We start from the raw sequence: 16,595 nt of genomic DNA on the forward strand, positions 1-16,595 counted from the left end.
GTAAGCGAAGTCCACGTCAACACCCCTGAGGGCGTGTGGAGCTTACTTCGATCTTGGCCTCTTCCAAACCATGCACAACCTTCGTCGCCGTGGCCAATCAATCCTCGGTCCTTTGCTCACCTTACTTCTCCATCCAGCTCCCCGGAACACAGCATGAGCCAAACGTGTGTAAGATGGGCTGTCGGGAGCGAAACTGCCCATTCTCTCAAAAGAAAAACCCCGCGCTGGGCGGGGCTTTTTCTTGGAGCCAGAGATCGGACTTGAACCGATGACCTGCTGATTACGAATCAGCTGCTCTACCACTGAGCTACACTGGCCTTCCCTCAAAAGTCAGGCTCAGGGAGTATAGAGAAAGTGCCCAGGAGTGTCAATTCCAGGCCAGCCCGGCGCGGGTATGCCAGTAGTGTTCGGGCGATTCGGCCAGCCCAGCCAGCCCGGTCAGATCAGCACCCACCAGATGGGCCGCTCCCAGGTTGCTCTCCAGCTGGGCGCGGGTGCTCGCACCGCTGAGTATCACGTCGGCCCAGGGCTGAACCAGGGCAGCGGCCAGCGCCAGCGCGTCGGGGGCGACCTCGGATTCGGCACTCAGGGCATTCAAGCCAGGAACATCGCCGCGCGCGGTCAGCCGCCCATTGGCCAGCGCTTCCTTGACGATGACCTGCCACCCGGCGGCTTTGGCCTCGGCCAACGTTTCCCCGGCGGAGGGTTCCAGCACGTTCCAGGTGGCCTGCACTGCTGCGAAAGGCCAGCCCAGCGCCAGCGCGGCGCGAATGGTGTCGGCCTGCCGGGAACCGCTGACCGACAACCCCACCGTCACGCCGCGTTCGGCCAGCACGTCCAGCCGGGCCAGCAATGCCGCGTCGCCGAGGGCCGGGCTGTCCGGCGTGACGCTGTGAATCAGGTAGAGATCCGGCGGGCTGCCCAGCGCCGCCAGCGTCTCGGGCCATTGCCGCTCGAAGGTGCCAGGCGAGTGGTCCTTGACCTCGTGCTGCTCGGCGTCGCTGCGCCAGTCGGCCACATAGGTATAGCCCCATTTGGAACTGACAATCAGTTGCTGGCGGCGCTCGGGGTGGCGGGCCAGCCATTCGCCCAGAAACTGCTCGGCCAGGCCGTACGAGCGGGCCGCATCAAACCAGCGCAGCCCGGCGTCCCAGGCAGCGTCAAGCAGGACATGGCTGCGGGCACGCAGATCGGCCACACCGTTTTCTGGCCCCAGGTCTTCGGCGTGGCCCAGGTTGATGTAGCCGGGCCGCCCCAGCGCCGCCAGCCCCAGGCCCAGGCGAGCACTCACCTGCGCTCCACAGCGCTCGCCACGATGGCGTCGGCCTCAATCTCGATCAGGTGGCGGGGATCGATCAAAGCCGCCACCTGCACTAGCGTCGCGGCGGGGCGGATCTGCCCGAAGACCTCGGCGTGAACCTGACCAACCTCCTCCCAGTGGGCAATATCGGTGACATACAGGCGGGTGCGCACCACGTCGTCGAGGCTGGCCCCAGCTTCCGCCAGCGCGGCCCGAATAATCTCCAGAATCACGCGGGTCTGACCTGCCGGATCGCCCACATGAACGACTTCGCCGCCCACCGTCGCGGTGGTTCCGGCCACACTGACGTGCTGGCCCACCCGCACGGCCCGCGAGTAGCCCACCCGCGCTTCCCAGGGTGAAGTGCCACCGATGTTGCGTCTCATGCCGCCATTGTGCGGTGAAGGAACCCCAGAAAGCCAACAGGTCAACAGATCAAGCCAGCAAAAAGCGCAGACCCGAAAGCCTGCGCTGAGAGAGGAAGGGGTCTGGGGTTAGCGGCGGCCAACCTCGGGGGTCACGGTGCGGCCACCGCTGGCGGCGTTGCGCGCTCCGGTGATGGCCAGCAGCAGGGTCAGACCCGCAGCCAGCAGCCAGCCCCAGCCCGCCGTGTTGGCGGTGCTGCGGGCGATGCGCTCGGTGGCGGCGGCGGTGGCGGCAGCCTGCTTCTGGGCCGCGTCAATGCCCTGGTTGATTGAGGTCTGCACCTCGGTGGCCTGCGGCTGGGTCAGCCCCTGACGCTCCAGACGGGTCACGAACTGATCGCCGGTCAACGCCTTCTTGATGTTGTCCACACGCTTCGTGACGAAATCACCGACGTTGTTGACGCTGGTCAAATCGCCCAGGTCATTGGCGGCGCGGCGCACGATGCCCGTCACCACGTTGCCCGCCGCACTCACCTGCTGCTGGTTGAGGGTGGGGCTGGCCTGGGCGATCAGGTTTTCCACGTCCTGCTGGCCGAAGCCCGCGACGATGTCCTGGCCCTGCGGGGTCTGGGCCGCCTGCTGCGCGCCCGCCGTGGCGGCCCCGGCCAGGGCCGGAATGCCGCTGGCGAGGCTCCCCAGCGCACTGGTGGCCGCGCCCGTCGCGCTGCTCAGGGCGTTGTAGCCGAGCAGGGTGCCGAGCAGCACCAGCAGGCTGCCGGTGACCAGGCCAGTCAGGGTGGCGTCGTCTTTGGTCATGGACGCGATGCCTGGCGTGCCCTCCACGGTGGACGGCGCACTGGAACGCACAGCGACCAGACCGGCGGCGTAGGCGGCAATCAGTACGCTGATGGCCAGCCAGATGATGGCGGCAATGCCGACGCCCGACAGGGTAATGCCGGTGAGGGCGGTGATGGCCGTACCCAGCGCAATAAGGGTGAGCTGAACCACCAGGCCCACGGCCAGACCGGCGAAGATGCCGGGCCAGCTCAGTCGGTGCGATAAAAAGTCACGATTGGTCATGTAATGTCTCCCCTGATTAACTGCTCAAAATATGAAGTGTCCGACATGGTGTTACCAGGGTTTTGCCCTGGCGCGAACAAGTCCACCGTACTGGCTCGGCTCCTGTCACGAAACCCAGCGGACATCAATCTGACTCTCATGGTCTGAACGTCGGTGGAACCAGCAGCGCACCGGCCAATGAGAAAAACCACGTCTGAAACGTTTCTTTCTGCAGATTGACGGGTGATCAGTTCCAGCAAACATGAGCATGACGGTGAACGCTCACTTCAGGCCAGACAGGCAATCGGTGAAGCTGCTGGCCGCATCCAAATGCAACAACGTTTACCATTGGGTAAACCGGGCGGAGCGAGAAAGTGAAAAAGTACGGCCAGACGAGAGCATAGGGATGGAGCGCGTTTCGCGGAATCCCGAAACGGCAGTCTGGTTGTACTTAAAGCAGGTCGCCCGAGAGCGGCTGTGAACTTGGCTGCGGCGCACTGACCGGAACGCCGCGTGCGTTGAGGGCCTGACGCAACATTGGAATATTTTTGAGGGCGTGCCCCTTGGTGGTGTTCTCAAAAAACACGTAGACCTCGTCCACCTCGCCGTCCACGAAGGCAATCTTGTCGGCCCACTCGTCCATCTCGGCCTGGTGATAGCGGTAGTCGTGGCGCTCGGCGGCGCTCTCCCCGCTCCACCAGTTGCCGCTGTTGCGCCCATGCAGCCGCAGGTAAGCCACCGGAGCCGTGATGTGCAGGGCCGGCTCCGGAACGCCTGCGACCGGCGGGTAATCAGGACTGACCCAGATCAGGCCGAACTCCCGCAGGCCGTCTCGCACCTCGGGCCTGTCCCAGCCCTGATTGCGAAACTCCACAGCCAGCTCGTGCCCGGCGAAGCGCTCGGCCAGCTCGCGCAGGTAGGTGCGGTTGCCCGGCGTGCGGTGAAAGCTGTATGGAAACTGCGCCAGATACGGCCCCATCATCCCGGCCTCGCGCAGCGGCTGGGGGCTTTGCAGCATCCGGTCGAAGTCGCTGTCCTGGGGGTTGCGCTCGTGGGTAAACACCTTGTTGAGCTTGACGGCGAAGCGGGTACGCCCCGCCGATTTGCGTACCATGCCCTCGAAGGCTTTGAGGCCGGGAATGCCGTAGAAACTGCTGTTGAGTTCCACAGCATCGAAATGCTGGGCGTACAGGCTCAGAAACTCCGTCTGTTTGGTGCCGGGTGGGTACAGCAGGTCCTCACCGATCCAGTCGTCGTTGGTGTAGCCGCCGGTGCCGATATACACCTTCATCTGCTCGCCTTCATGCGCTCTACTCTGCGCCGGGGCCGGGTCGGGGAGCTGAAGCGAAGCTCAAGCCGCGCCAACGAAACCCGGTGGGTCATTTGTAATTCACAGTCATGAAGACATTTGCTGCGCTCACCCACCCCCTCCCCTCAATAGGAGGGAAAGCCCAATCCATGCTGCTTTCTCAGACCGTCAGCGGTTTGGAGAGGACTTCAAAAATATCCTTCTCACTCCTGCACCTGGCATCAGTCCACAAAAAACAGCCGCCCGAACTCAATCGGCGGCTGCCAGGGATCAAAAAAGACTCAGTTAAACTTGCTCAGGTCCAGAATAAAGTCGTAGGCGCAGCTGCCCTGCTCGTTGCGGAGCAGCAGGTCGATCTTGTCGTTGGCGTTGAGGCCCGCCTTAAGCGGCTCGAAGTAGTACACCAGCGTTCCGGCCTGCTTGCCGCCGTCCCCGACCTTCCAGTCGTTGACGAAGCTGAAGCGGGTGGGCGCGAGCAGCTTGCCGTCCGGCCCCTTGAGACGCACCTGATAGGCGCTGCGCTGTTGCAGGTCACTCAGGCCCTTCACGGCGATGTCAATGCGGAGTTGCCCGTCGGGCAGGGCAGGCGAGCCACTTTGCGCGGGCGGTGTCGTGGCCCCGGCAGGCGTCGCTACGATTTTTGAACCGTAGCCGTTGTCAGCGCTCGGCAGATACCCGGCCCCGAAGGCTTTGAGAGCGTCGGCGGCATTCAGGTTCTTGAAGTTGTCGCGGGCGTCCTGGGCCTGATAGAGCAGCTGATCGGCCTGGCCGCTGAGGGTTAGGCTGGCTATCCGGCTGCCCTGGCTGTAATCGCCCGGCGCGCTCAGCCAGCTGGTGAGGCAGGCGTCGCCACCGTCGAAGACCTTGACGCTGCCGTCCGGCGCTTTGAACTTGCCGCCGTCCACACTCAGATCAAGGGTGTAGAAGGTGGGCACGGCGGCCCGGCGGCCATACGCGCTGTCGATGACGGTTTTGGCGCTCTGATCTTCGAGCTTGGGCACCCAGGCCAGCGCCGGGCCGGAGGTAAGGGCGGTGAGAAGAACCAGACCGATTGACGTTTTTCGCATGGAGAACCTCACTGTGACGTGCTGAACGTTGTACTGACTTGATATCTAATGCCTGCAAATGACGCAGAACTGACGTGGGCTGAAATGCCGGGCAAGGTCAACTCTTGAGGTAGACCAGACGGCAGGCCTGACCGGCAGCCCGAAACGCCGCCGCACCCGCCGCGTCGAGGACCGAGTCGGTGATGTAGGTGCTGTTGGGCGAGAACTTGGTGGCCTGCACCCTGGCCGCCTTGATGCGGGTCACGTTCTGAAACTGGCTTAGCTCACCCTCGGTGGTGATGTAGGTGTGCAGGTTGCCCTCGTTGACGATCTGCGAGCTGACGCCTTTGATCAGGGCGGCGTCGGGCCAGAGCTGGTTGCCGGAGCTGTCGAACACGAAGCTGGTCTGCGCCCGCTCGAAGCGCGGATCGAGGCCACGCACGTCGATGGCGACGGTGCACAGCAGCGCCTTGTTCTCGCTGCCCGCACCCGCGCCGCCCGCCCCGGTGGCCCTGGCCCCGCCGCCGCTGAGGCCCGCAGTTTCACCGGAGCCGGAACCGCCAGCCGCGCCGGGGGTGCCGCCGGTCTGACGGCCCAGGGCCTCACCCTGCGGCGGCAGGGCCCCGGTGCGCCCCCCGCCGCTGCCTGCCGGACGGCCCGCCACCTCGCCCACGGCGGGGCTGCCACCTGCTCCGCTGCCCGTGCTGCCGCCTGCCGATTCGCGCGGCGCGGCGGGGGCATCAGCGCTCACGCCGTTGCTGCCAGGCGTACCGCGCACCGGGGCCGCACTGTCCGCACCGGGAGTGTTGGCCGTGCCCGCGCCGCTGCCCCCGGCGGGCGTGGCTGCCTCGCCCTTCCCGGCTTCGCCTGCACTGGCCCCCGCTCCCGCCGCTGGACGGGCTATGGCCGGGTTACCACCGCTTGCGGCTCCCCGGCTGCTGCCGCCGGTGGGCCGGGTCGCTTCGGGGATGGCCTGGCTGCCCGCCGGGTCGCTGGCGTTGCCCCGGGGCCGGGCGGCGATCTCAGCCGCCGGAGCAGAAGCGGCTTCTCCCCCACTGCTGCCGCGCGACGGGGCTGGACTCTGGGAAGGTGTTTCGCTGGGCCGGGTCGCTACCGGGCTGGTGTTGCGGGCCGGGGCGGCAGGAATGTCGCTGGCCGATATTTCCGGACGCGGCGACACCGGGGCGGCGGGAGCGGGCGCAGCCGTGGCTGCCGGACCCGGTCTGGGGGCCGCCTGGGCGACCTCACTGCTGGCCGCGTTGGCCGGCGTGTTGGCAGCGCTGGCCGTGCTGCGGGCCGGAGCCGCCTGAGCGCCGGGGTCGCCCGCCGCGCCGCCGCCGCGCGCCGATTCGGACTGCTGACTGGGCGCGGCGGCGTCCTCTCGCCGGGGCAGCGATGTGATCGGCGACGGATCGGGGGCGGGCGCAGCAGGCGGCGTGGGAATCGCCGGAGCGGGCGTGTCCGGGGCGGCAGCGTTGGCTTGCTGCTGGCGACTGGTGGGCGCGGCGGCAATGGGCGTCTCCACCTGGGCAGGCTGGGCCGTGACCGGCGTGGCGGTTGGCATCGGCGTCGGCGTGGACGTCGGCTGATCGGTGGGCGCGCGGGCCGGTTCAGTCAGGGTGGCCTGGGGCGTGGGAGCCGCCTGGGGTGTCTCGCTGGACGGCACGGGGCTGGGCGGGGTGAGCTGGGCCTGCGGCGCGGGCGTCTCGCTGGGCGGGGCTGGGGTGGGGGTCGGCGGCGGCTGAGTCGACTGGGTAGGTTGCGTCTGGGTGGGTTGCGTCTGGGCCGTTTCGGGCTGGGTGGGGGTGGCCGGATTCGGCGTCCGGGTGGGCGCGCTGCGGGCCGTCTCGGAAGGGGTGGGGGCGGGCGTGGGGGCCACCGGCACCCTGGGGGCGGCAGTCTGCGGCTGGGCCGAGCGCTGCAGGGCCACCTTGGGCGGCGTGGTGGGACTGGGCAAGGCAGGTTTGGGAACGGCAGGCGTGGGCGTCACCTTGACCGGCTCCACTTTCGGGGGCGTCACTTTCGGCGGGGGTTTGGGTGTTTCGGGCGGCAGCACCTGGGTCTTGAGCGGCACCTTCGGCACAGCGGGCGGCTTGACGGGCTGAACTTTGGGCGGCACGGCAGGCGGGGCCACCGGCTGGGTGGGTGTCGCGGCCAGCACTTCCGGCGCGAGCGTCACCACTTCCAGCGGCGCGCGGCTGAGGTCGGCAGGACTCGGCAGGCGGCTGGGCGCGCTGGGCCGCAGCGCCAGAATACCCAGCAGCAGGGCCGCGTGGACGATCAGCGTGACGCCCAGCGCCCGCGCCCGGTCGGCATTGCCCGAATTTCCCTGGGACGGGTTGCCCCGATTTGGGTTGCCTGGGTTGCCCTGGGGCGGCAGCGAGACAGTCACAGCAGACTCCTGAAGCGGACCGGGGCGCAAGAGAAAGGCGCAGTCGTCTTCACGGCGTTACTTGCTCCCGCTACGGGTGCCCAGCGCCAATCGCTCGCCGCCCGCTTTCTTGATGACGTCCATCACCTGCACCACGCCGCCGTAATTGCCCTTCTCGTCGGCGCGCAGACCCACCACGCCGCCCGAGACCCGCAGCAGGGGTTTCAGTTGCGCGCCCAGCTTGGTCAGGGTGGTTTCCTTGCCGTTGAGATAAAGCTTGCCGGATTTCTCCAGGCTGACCACTGGCAAATCGGGGGTCTGCTGCACTGTCTGGGAAGCGCGCGGCAGATCGAGCGGCAGGGCGTTCTGGCGGGCGTTGAGGTTGCTGGTCAAGAAGAAGAAGATCAGCAGCAGCAGCACGATGTCCACCATCGGCGCGAAGTCGAAGGTGAGCGGCTGCTCTTCCTGAAATCGGCGTCTCACGGTTTGGCGTTGCCCTCGAAGGTGAATTCCAGCGGGGCAATCTGGGACGCCTGGCTCTGAACGGACCGGACCGGCGCGGCGTGCCCCTGGGCCATCACAATCGGCACGCTCAGCCAGGCGGGCAGTTCCTCGCGCACCCGCTCGGCCCCTGCCGCAATGCGGTCCGCGCGGGCGCGCAGGGCGTTGCGGGCCACATAGGCGACGATCGCCACAATCAGGCCACCTGCCGTGTTGACCAGCGCCTCGCTGATGCCGGTGGCGAGTTGCGCGGGCGTGGGCGAGGTGGTCTGCGAGAAGACGATAAATGACCGGACCATGCCGATGACGGTGCCGAGCAGCCCAATCAGCGGCGCGATCTGGGCCACGGTGCCGAGCGCGCTGATTCCGGCGTAGAGCCGGGCATCTTCCTGCAAGATCGCGCCGTTCATAGCGGCCTGAGCGGCGTCGATGCCCCGGTCTGCCCGTGCCAAGCCCGCCCGCAGCACGTTGGCGGTGGGCGTCTGGAGGCCCGAATAATCGATCTCGGCGAGTGCTGCCGCCGGTCCCGATTCGGCAGTGGTGGCGCGCGTGCGCTCAATCAGCGCCGAGGAGTCCTGCCCCAGCCGCGAGAGTTCGAGCAGTCGCAGCACGATCAGGTAGACGGTGTAGAGGGATAAGGCCAGCAGCACCCACAGCAGTGGCCCGGCGGCCTGAACCAGCGAGAGAACATTCACCCTCCACCTCTTAGCATGGCCCTCTATGGCAAGCGTGAAGAATTCCCTATTCAGCTCATCTTGCGTGGTGGTTCGGTCTCATTTTGAGATGAAGCAAATCCGCAGTAAACCACTCGACTTTAGGGGGACAGACCCGCTAGAATGGGCCAGTAAGTAGGAATCATTCCTAAGAGCAGTCCATTTCAGCCCCACAGGAGCGCCCATGACCCAGCCCAGCACGACCCCTTCCAGCCCCCACCAGATCGAAATTCGCAACCTCCACGCCAGCGTCGGCGATCTGCCGATTCTCAAGGGCATCAACCTGATTATCCCGCGCGGCGAGCTGCACGCCGTGATGGGGCCGAACGGCAACGGCAAGAGCACCCTGGCCAAGGTCATCGTGGGCGACCCGGAGTACACCGTGACTGAGGGCGAGGTGCTGGTGGACGGCGTGAGTATTCTGGAGATGGAGCCCGACGAGCGCGCCCGACTGGGCGTCTTCCTGGCCTTCCAGTACCCCGTCGAGATTCCCGGCGTGACCATCGCCAACTTCCTGCGCCTCGCCATGCAGGCGCGCAAGGCCGAGGGCGAGGAAGTCAGCTTCACCGAATTTTACGGCAAGCTGCTGGCCGCCCTCAAGACCCTGGAATGGGACGAGAGCATCGTCGAGCGCTACCTCAACGCGGGCTTTTCCGGCGGCGAGAAGAAGCGCAACGAGATCTTGCAGATGCTGATGCTCGACCCCACCTACATCATCATGGACGAGACCGACTCGGGCCTTGACGTGGACGCGCTCAAGATCGTCGCCAGGGGCGTGAACAGCATGCGCGGCCCCGGCCTCGGCGGCTTGATCATCACCCACTACCAGCGCCTGCTCGATTACATCGTGCCGGACAAAGTTCACATCATCGTGGACGGCAAAGTCGTGCAGTCGGGCGGCCCCGAACTCGCCAAGAAGCTCGACGTCGAGGGCTACGACTGGGTGAAGGAACTGGCGACGGCGTAATCGTCAGTGTCAGTGTCAGAAGGCCGCTGGCTTCGGGGTCTGAAGGACCTGGACCCCAGTTTCAGCCCCTGAACCATTTGACTCTTAGCCCCTCAGATTTGCCTCCGAAGGAGCAATCATGACCATCAATCCCGAAGTCAACGACATCAACACCGACTACGAGTACGGCTGGAGCAACCCCGAGAAGTACGCCTTCAAGGCTCCCAGGGGCCTGTCACGCGAAGTCGTCGAGATGATCAGCAAGGCCAAGGACGAGCCGCAGTGGATGCTCGACTTCCGCCTCAAGGCGCTGGATATTTTCTACAGCAAGCCGATGCCCACCTGGGGCGCAGATTTGAGCGGCCTCAACCTCGACGAGATCTACTACTACATCAAGCCCGAGGGCATGAACGCCCGGAGCTGGGACGATGTGCCTGACGACGTGAAGAAGACCTTTGAGCGCCTGGGCATCCCCGAAGCCGAGCGGGCGATGCTGGCCGGTGTGGGCGCGCAGTACGAGTCCGAGATGGTCTACCACAACCTCAAAGAGGAGTGGGAGAAGCTGGGCGTGGTGTTCCTCAGCATCGAGGATGGCCTGCGGCAGTACCCCGACCTCTTCCGCGAGCATTTCGCCACCATCATTCCGCCGGAGGACAATAAGTTCGCCGCCGTGAACAGCGCGGTGTGGTCGGGCGGGTCGTTCGTCTACGTGCCCAAGGGCGTGAAGGTGGACATCCCACTCCAGACCTACTTCCGCATCAACGCCGAGAGTTCGGGCCAGTTCGAGCGCACCCTGATCATCATCGACGAGGGCGCGCAGGCGCACTACATCGAGGGCTGCACCGCCCCGGCCTACAACTCCGACAGCTTCCACTCCGGCGTCATCGAGATCGTGGTCAAGGAAGGCGCACGCTTCCGCTACTCCACCATCCAGAACTGGAGCCACAACGTCTACAACCTCGTCACGCAGCGGGCTGCCGTCTACGGCAACGGCGTGATGGAATGGGTGGACGGCAACCTGGGCAGCAAGGTCACCATGAAGTACCCGGCCTGCTACCTGCTCGAAGACGGCGCACGCGGCGAGATTCTGAGCATCGCCATGGCCGGACGCGGGCAGCACCAGGACGCGGGCGGCAAGATCGTTCACTTTGCGCCCAACACCAGCGGCTCGATTGTCAGCAAGTCGATCAGCAAAGACTCGGGCCGCAGCAGCTACCGGGGCCTGGTCAAGATTTACGAGGGTGCCCGCAACGCCAAGACCAACGTGGAGTGCGACGCCCTCCTGCTCGACGAGGAAGCCCGCACCGACACCTACCCCTACATCGAGATCGAGGAAAAGACCGCCCGCGTGGGCCACGAGGCCACCGTCAGCAAGATCAACGACGAGCAGATTCTGTACTTGCAGAGCCGTGGGCTGAGCAAGGATCAGGCTGCTGGGCTGATCGTGCGCGGTTTTATCGAGCCGATTGCCAAGGAACTGCCGCTTGAGTACGCCGTCGAGCTGAACCGGCTGATCGAGCTGGAAATGGAAGGCAGCGTCGGCTGATTTCGCTGGGCCGCGCCTGCCTTCCGGCCTGTGCTGGGGGAAGCGCGGCCCGCTTAGTGTCTGGTGTTCACTGCACAAAATGTTCACCGCATGGGAGCACACTTGAAACTCAACCACATTAACCTCGGCGTGACCGACGTCCCCGCAACGGTGGCCCTCTTTCAGGACCACTTCGGCTTTGTCCCGGCGGGCGGCGGTATGCCGATGAACGACCGCATGGCCTTTCTGCGCGACGACGCCGGTTCGCTGATTTCGGTCTTCAAGGCCAAAGACGTGACGTACCCCAAGGTCTTTCACATCGGCTTTATGCAGAACACGCCCCAGCAGGTGCGCGACGTCCACCAGCAGCTCGTGGGCGCGGGCTTCACCATTCCTGAGCCGCACGAGAACAACGGCCGCCTGACGTTTTACTTCGACACGCCCGGCGGCTTCGTGCTGGAAGTCGAATCGTTTTTCGGCTGAGCCAGCCACTCAATTGATCTGGAGACCAAATGACCCAATCTCTTAGCGAACACCTCGCCCAGCACACCGGCCCCGACTGGCTGACCGCCAAACGCAAACAGAGCTTCGATCTGTTCGACACCCTGGAAGTGCCGCACAGCGGCGTGGAAGCCTGGAAATACACCCAGGTCGTCATCGACTTCGGCAAACTGAACCCGCACCCCAAGCGGGAGGCCGTTAGTAACGTCTCAGCGCTGCCCAAGAGCGTGCAGGAACGCCTGAACAGCACCGACGTGGGCGCGTTTCTGGTGCTCGACGGCCCCGATGTGGTCTACCGCACCGAGTTGCCCGCCGAACTGACCGACAAAGGCGTCATCTTCACCGACCTCAAGTCGGCGCTGGAGCAGTACCCCGACAAGGTGCAGCAGTACCTCTACAGCGTGGTGCCTGCCGAGGTGCCGGACGACACCACCATTGCCGCGCCCGGCACCACGCCCAGCAAGTCGCCTGATCCCAGCGAGGGCAAGTTCAGCGCCATGGCGGCGGCCCTGTGGACCAACGGAGCTTTCGTGTACGTGCCGCGCGGCGTGGAAGTGGCCTTGCCCCTGGGGTCGTTCCGGGTCATGAGCGAGGCCGGCACCTTCACCGCCACCCGCACCCTGGTGGTGGCCGAGGAGAATGCCCGCGTCACCTTCATTGACGAGCAAGACAGCGAGGACCTGCCCGGCACCTACGCCATCGGCGCAGTCGAACTGGTGGTCAAGGACGGCGCGCAGCTGCGCTACGTCTCGATTCAGAACTGGGGCAAGGGCGTGACCCACATCCAGCGCCAGCGCGGCGACGTGGGCAAGGACGCCACCCTCAACAGCCTGGTCGTGACGATGGGCGCAACCCTCAGCCGCACCGAGATGCAGAGCTACCTGCGCGGCCAGGGCAGCGACTCCGAGATGCTGGCCCTCTACTTTGCCAACGAGGACCAGCACTTCGACCACTACACCCTCCAGCACCACGCCGCCGCCAACGCGCACAGCGATCTGCTCTACAAGGGCGTCAGCGACGACCAGAGTGTGGGCGTGTTCTCCGGCATGATCAAGGTCGATCTGGGCGCGCAGAAGACCGACGCCTACCAGAAGCACCGTACCCTGATGCTGTCGAGCGAGGCGCAGAACTTCAGCGTGCCTCAGCTGGAGATCAACGCCAACGATGTGCGCTGCTCGCACGGCTCCACCACCGGCCCCGTCGATCAGGAGCAACTCTTCTTCCTGCGCTCGCGCGGCATCCGCGAGGAGCAGGCCGAGAAGATGCTCGTCACCGCTTTCCTGGAAGACGTGCTGGGCCGCGTGCCGCTTCAGAGCGTGGTCAAGTACATCGAAGGCATCATCGCCAAGAAGGTCGGCGCAGCCTAACCCGCTTCGCTTTAACCAGCGGCCAGCTTCCAGTACGGAGGCTGGCCGCTGGCTTTTGTGTTCAGGCTAAACTGGCCCCACAGGAGCGTGCCCCGGCAGCATGAACAAGTCGAGAATAGAAGCCTTTTCAGACGGCGTGCTGGCCATCATCATCACCATCATGGTGCTGGAACTCAAAGCGCCGGAAGGCCATCAGCTCGGCGATCTCCTCCGAAACTGGCCCAAATTCCTGGCCTACGTGATCAGCTTCGTGTACGTGGGCATCTACTGGAATAACCACCACCACCTGTTCGTGACCGTCAAACGCATCAGCGGCGCGGTCATGTGGGCCAATCTACATCTGCTGTTCTGGCTCTCACTGCTGCCGGTGCTGACCGCCTGGGCAGGCGAGAGCCACTTTGCTGCCGTGCCTATGGGCGTCTATGCTCTAGACCTGCTGCTGTGCGGCGTGGCCTTCGCGCTGCTCCAGCAAGCGATTATCCGCGCCGACCCCGGCAACACGCTGCTGGCCGACGCGGTGGAGGGCGGCCTCAGGGAAAAGCTCTCGACGGGCGCGTACATCGTCGCGGCGTTGCTTCCTCTGTTCGGGCTGCCGGGGGTCTACCTCAGCGGACTCCTGCTGATCGGCGTCGCCCTGATGTGGATCGTGCCAGATCGGCGCATCGAGCGGGTCCTGGCCGATGGCGGGCGGCACGACCGGAGCTGAGGCCGCTCCTTCAATTTGACAATCGGTCTCTGCTCCCCTCAGACGATGGCGGCAGAGCGCGCCACTCCACACGCAGACCACCCACCTCGCCAGGTTGAAGGGTCGCCTCAACCCGCGTGCCGAGGCTGTCGGTCAGGAGACCCAGCCGGGTCAGGTGCGCCAGCGTGAGGGCGGGCGAACCAATCCCACGGTCCCAGACCCTGACATGCAAATCGCCGAAGAACCCCCCGTCTTCCAGAAACTCGTCCGAGGATTCCAGATTGAATGGGATGTGTACCCGTCCATCTTGCTGCATCAGCACACGCCGCGCTTCGGCAAAAGCGGGCCGCAGCAGCAGCTCCGGCGGGCCAGTCAGGACGATCTCGCCGCCGTCTGGCTGGGGACTGAATGAGCCAGCATGCAGGCGCACCACCACGTGACCTGCTTTCTCGGCATCGCTCAGGTCGCCCTGGGCCGTGGCCGGAAACTGTACCTTCACGCCGTCCTGCTCGCTCTTCAGCGAGGTGACCTTCCCCTGCTTGCGCTCGGCCCGCTCCGAGAGGATATTCAGCACGGCGATCAGTGGGCGCAGTGGGGTCAGCGGCACTTGACGGCCATATGGCCCAATCCGCATCAAGGCGGGGCCAGCCTTGGCTTTGGCGGGCAACCCTACCACCCGCAGCCGCGCCCAGTCATCCGGGGCAAATTCGTCTTCGGCACTGAACGTCAGGCTCTCTAGACCACCTGTCGCCAGCATCACCAGCTCGGGGTCGAAGCCGTTGTTGAGGTGCTTGATAAAATTCAGCCAGTCGGGATAGAGCGCCAGCCCGTGAACCTCGCCCAGCTCGCCCATCACCGTGGCGTAGAGTTGCCCAGCGCTGCCGTCGGGGTTGACCCAACTGGCCCGCAGCGGTTTGTCTGCCGTGAAGTTCTGCCAGGGCCTGACCCGCATGAAGCGCCCGAACGCTTGCAGCAGATTCCTCACCTCATCACCGGACGCCGTGTCCAGGAAGGAGCGCGGCTGCTGCCCGGCCTGCATCTCGGCCAAGTCACCCGACATCTGCGCCGCCAGCTCGCCCAGCAGCTCCTCCAGGCCAGGAATCTCGCGCTGCTCCACCTTGACGCCCAGCCCCGCCAGATTGGTGTGCAGCGTCCAGGCCAGCGCCCCATCTGGCGTGAGAATCTGCCCCGGACGCTGCGGCACGGTTGTTTCGTCGTGTGGCTCCAGCATGGCCAGCAGCAGCGCGTCTTGTACGTCGCCTGGGGCCGCATCGGTCATGACTTCACTGGAGACGATTCGCCCACTGGCTGCGTCCAGCACCAGCACCACGCTGGCCAGACCCTCCTCCGGCGGCAGCACGTCCGGCAACTCCTGAACCGCCACGATCCAGACCGCTTCCGCCTTGAGCGGCAGTGCCTGGGCCTCGACCAGCAAATCTTCGTCGTCCGCATTGTCCTGTGGGAGTGCCTGTTGCAGAAAAGCCCTCAGCTCTGCTTCCTCGGTGCGCTGACCGGACTTGAGCATCTGCGACACTCCGATCTGTTCGGGGCTGGCCTTCCTGGGCGCTCTGGCAGGTTCAACTGCGGTGCCGGGGTCGGCGGGTGGCCAGGTATCGTCATTGCCGCCCTCGTAACCGCACATACCCATGCGCGGCGAATTGACCACTGGCAGTTGCTCGTCGCGGGTGCGTTTTCCGTGCTTGTTGCAGGAGAACGTCAGCCCGTCCGTTTCCTCGTCATCGTCCCAGCTGTGAACCCACTGGGCCGGTACGCCGCACTCGGAACAGGCCAGCGCCGGGGGCAGGTTGCGGGCCAGCAGCCTCACCTTCTCCTGCGCCTGACCACCCACCGTCTCGCGGGCCTGCACATGCACCTTCAGCTCAGTGCTGCTGCCAAAATCGTAGGTGTAGCCGAACTTGTCGCCCACACTCAGCAGTTTGTTCAGCGTGGGTGGCTTACCCCTTCTGGGCGGCTTGAACGGGTCGAAATTGTCGTCGTCCTGGGGGCCAATCGTAAACTCGCTCAGGTGCCCGCAGCAGTCCAGCCAGATGCCCCGCAGAAAACCATCCAGATCGTCCAGTGTGGCATTGACCGGCATGTCCACGTCCAGCCAGTACTGCGGGCGAAGACTGCCACTGACGCGCAGGCGGTAAACCTCGTGCTCACCCTGACTACCGCTGGAGCGCGCCTCACACACGGCCTGGTGCTTGGTCATGCTGGCCTTGGTGCCGATATAACCGCAGTTGCGACACATCCCACGCGACTGGGTCCGGGTTCTGGTCATGGCAAAAGTGTAGAGGATGCGGGGCGAAAGAAAGAGAAAACCGGGGCGCACCAGATCAGCAGTTTCGGAAGTGGTCCTCCGACGCCCCCGACTCTTCTCGCGCAACCGCCACTCTCAGATCTTCAAACCTCAGGCGCTCAAGCCCCAGCGCTTCAAGCGCCGCCAGTCCCACCGTTTTCTGCGTGTTGAACTGCTGACTGAGCCGCCGCGTGGAGCAGACCATGAAAAACCACTGGCTCAGCTCAAGTGGATCGGCTGCGGCCCGTTCCTGAGTGGCGAATACGCAAAAGATGTAGACATCCGCTGCTCTGGCTCTTTCCAGCGCACTGACATTCGTTTCGGCGTCCCAGCCTTTTTTCATACCGATGTCGAAACGAATCGTGCTGTGGCGTTTCTGCTCCCAGGTCTGAAGATAGGCCGAGGACTTCACTTCAATTTTCAGTCCAGTACCGATTTTCAGTTCGTAAGCGTCCCATTCGGCTCTCGGTTTGGCAATGCCGCCCAGCGCTTGAGCGACGATGTCTTCCGCCAGCACGCCGCGCAGGGCATTCGACAGGAAATCCGAATAGGCCCAGGCCCAGAACTCGGCAGGATTGACGACCCTGGGCGCTTCGCTCAAGCCC

General features: G+C 65.0%; 15 protein-coding genes and 1 tRNA gene. 5 read left to right on the forward strand and 11 right to left on the reverse strand.

The window, feature by feature from the left end; translation table 11 throughout:
- Positions 1-242: 242 nt before the first annotated feature.
- The 9 genes from N0D28_RS12615 to N0D28_RS12655 all read right to left on the reverse strand — a co-directional run bounded on the left by N0D28_RS12615 (position 243) and on the right by N0D28_RS12655 (position 8,646).
- Positions 243-317, reverse strand: a tRNA-Thr gene (locus N0D28_RS12615).
- Positions 318-367: 50 nt separating this feature from the next.
- On the reverse strand, positions 368-1,291 hold the full coding sequence (locus tag N0D28_RS12620; RefSeq protein ID WP_260559858.1) for an aldo/keto reductase: 924 nt from the start codon (positions 1,289-1,291) through the stop codon (positions 368-370).
- Positions 1,288-1,686: a RidA family protein gene (locus N0D28_RS12625; protein ID WP_260559859.1), complete on the reverse strand. Its 399-nt coding sequence runs from the start codon at positions 1,684-1,686 to the stop codon at positions 1,288-1,290. The genes N0D28_RS12620 and N0D28_RS12625 overlap by 4 nt, the downstream gene beginning before the upstream one ends.
- Before the next feature lie 108 nt (positions 1,687-1,794).
- Positions 1,795-2,745, reverse strand: a complete 951-nt coding sequence (locus tag N0D28_RS12630; protein WP_260559860.1) for a hypothetical protein — start codon at positions 2,743-2,745, stop codon at positions 1,795-1,797.
- 430 nt (positions 2,746-3,175) lie between these two features.
- On the reverse strand, positions 3,176-4,015 hold the full coding sequence (locus N0D28_RS12635; RefSeq protein ID WP_260559861.1) for a DUF72 domain-containing protein: 840 nt from the start codon (positions 4,013-4,015) through the stop codon (positions 3,176-3,178).
- A 299-nt stretch (positions 4,016-4,314) separates the two neighbouring features.
- A complete protein-coding gene (locus tag N0D28_RS12640) occupies positions 4,315-5,100 on the reverse strand; it encodes a hypothetical protein (RefSeq protein ID WP_260559862.1) in 786 nt (261 codons plus the stop codon).
- Between the two features lie 97 nt (positions 5,101-5,197).
- Entirely contained in the window at positions 5,198-7,471 is a 2,274-nt protein-coding gene (locus N0D28_RS12645) for a hypothetical protein (protein WP_260559863.1), read from the reverse strand.
- Positions 7,472-7,528: 57 nt separating this feature from the next.
- Positions 7,529-7,933, reverse strand: coding sequence for an ExbD/TolR family protein (locus tag N0D28_RS12650; RefSeq protein ID WP_260559864.1), 405 nt, complete (start codon positions 7,931-7,933; stop codon positions 7,529-7,531).
- A complete protein-coding gene (locus tag N0D28_RS12655; protein ID WP_260559865.1) occupies positions 7,930-8,646 on the reverse strand; it encodes a MotA/TolQ/ExbB proton channel family protein in 717 nt (238 codons plus the stop codon). The genes N0D28_RS12650 and N0D28_RS12655 overlap by 4 nt, the downstream gene beginning before the upstream one ends.
- A gap of 202 nt (positions 8,647-8,848) precedes the next feature.
- Here N0D28_RS12655 and sufC point away from each other — a divergent pair, with 202 nt between their 5' ends.
- From sufC to N0D28_RS12680, 5 genes are all read left to right on the forward strand, one after another.
- Positions 8,849-9,631 (forward strand): Fe-S cluster assembly ATPase SufC, encoded by a 783-nt coding sequence (gene sufC, locus N0D28_RS12660; protein WP_260559866.1) that lies wholly within the window; start codon positions 8,849-8,851, stop codon positions 9,629-9,631.
- Between the two features lie 118 nt (positions 9,632-9,749).
- The gene (gene sufB / locus N0D28_RS12665; RefSeq protein ID WP_260559867.1) at positions 9,750-11,156 is read left to right on the forward strand and encodes a Fe-S cluster assembly protein SufB; all 1,407 of its coding nucleotides are present in this window, start codon (positions 9,750-9,752) and stop codon (positions 11,154-11,156) included.
- 102 nt (positions 11,157-11,258) lie between these two features.
- A complete protein-coding gene (locus tag N0D28_RS12670) occupies positions 11,259-11,618 on the forward strand; it encodes a VOC family protein (protein WP_260559868.1) in 360 nt (119 codons plus the stop codon).
- 29 nt (positions 11,619-11,647) lie between these two features.
- A complete protein-coding gene (sufD, locus tag N0D28_RS12675) occupies positions 11,648-13,003 on the forward strand; it encodes a Fe-S cluster assembly protein SufD (protein WP_260559869.1) in 1,356 nt (451 codons plus the stop codon).
- A gap of 100 nt (positions 13,004-13,103) precedes the next feature.
- The gene (locus tag N0D28_RS12680) at positions 13,104-13,709 is read left to right on the forward strand and encodes a TMEM175 family protein (RefSeq protein ID WP_260559870.1); all 606 of its coding nucleotides are present in this window, start codon (positions 13,104-13,106) and stop codon (positions 13,707-13,709) included.
- 10 nt (positions 13,710-13,719) lie between these two features.
- Here the strand turns inward: N0D28_RS12680 and N0D28_RS12685 are convergent, their stop codons facing one another.
- Together N0D28_RS12685 and N0D28_RS12690 are read right to left on the reverse strand one after the other, a co-directional pair.
- Complete coding sequence (locus N0D28_RS12685; RefSeq protein WP_260559871.1) at positions 13,720-15,972, reverse strand: DUF6930 domain-containing protein; 2,253 nt, start codon at positions 15,970-15,972, stop codon at positions 13,720-13,722.
- 55 nt (positions 15,973-16,027) lie between these two features.
- Complete coding sequence (locus tag N0D28_RS12690) at positions 16,028-16,591, reverse strand: hypothetical protein (RefSeq protein WP_260559872.1); 564 nt, start codon at positions 16,589-16,591, stop codon at positions 16,028-16,030.
- Positions 16,592-16,595: the final 4 nt, after the last annotated feature.

Source organism: Deinococcus rubellus (genome assembly GCF_025244745.1).
Lineage (GTDB): Bacteria > Deinococcota > Deinococci > Deinococcales > Deinococcaceae > Deinococcus > Deinococcus rubellus.

Coding starts and splice junctions, on each gene's coding strand:
- N0D28_RS12625 (WP_260559859.1), bottom strand. CDS start 1,686: ATGAGACGCAACATCGGTGGCACTTCACCCTGGGAAGCGCGGGTGGGC.
- N0D28_RS12630 (WP_260559860.1), bottom strand. CDS start 2,745: ATGACCAATCGTGACTTTTTATCGCACCGACTGAGCTGGCCCGGCATC.
- N0D28_RS12635 (WP_260559861.1), bottom strand. CDS start 4,015: ATGAAGGTGTATATCGGCACCGGCGGCTACACCAACGACGACTGGATC.
- N0D28_RS12640 (WP_260559862.1), bottom strand. CDS start 5,100: ATGCGAAAAACGTCAATCGGTCTGGTTCTTCTCACCGCCCTTACCTCC.
- sufC (WP_260559866.1), top strand. CDS start 8,849: ATGACCCAGCCCAGCACGACCCCTTCCAGCCCCCACCAGATCGAAATT.
- sufB (WP_260559867.1), top strand. CDS start 9,750: ATGACCATCAATCCCGAAGTCAACGACATCAACACCGACTACGAGTAC.
- sufD (WP_260559869.1), top strand. CDS start 11,648: ATGACCCAATCTCTTAGCGAACACCTCGCCCAGCACACCGGCCCCGAC.
- N0D28_RS12680 (WP_260559870.1), top strand. CDS start 13,104: ATGAACAAGTCGAGAATAGAAGCCTTTTCAGACGGCGTGCTGGCCATC.
- N0D28_RS12685 (WP_260559871.1), bottom strand. CDS start 15,972: ATGACCAGAACCCGGACCCAGTCGCGTGGGATGTGTCGCAACTGCGGT.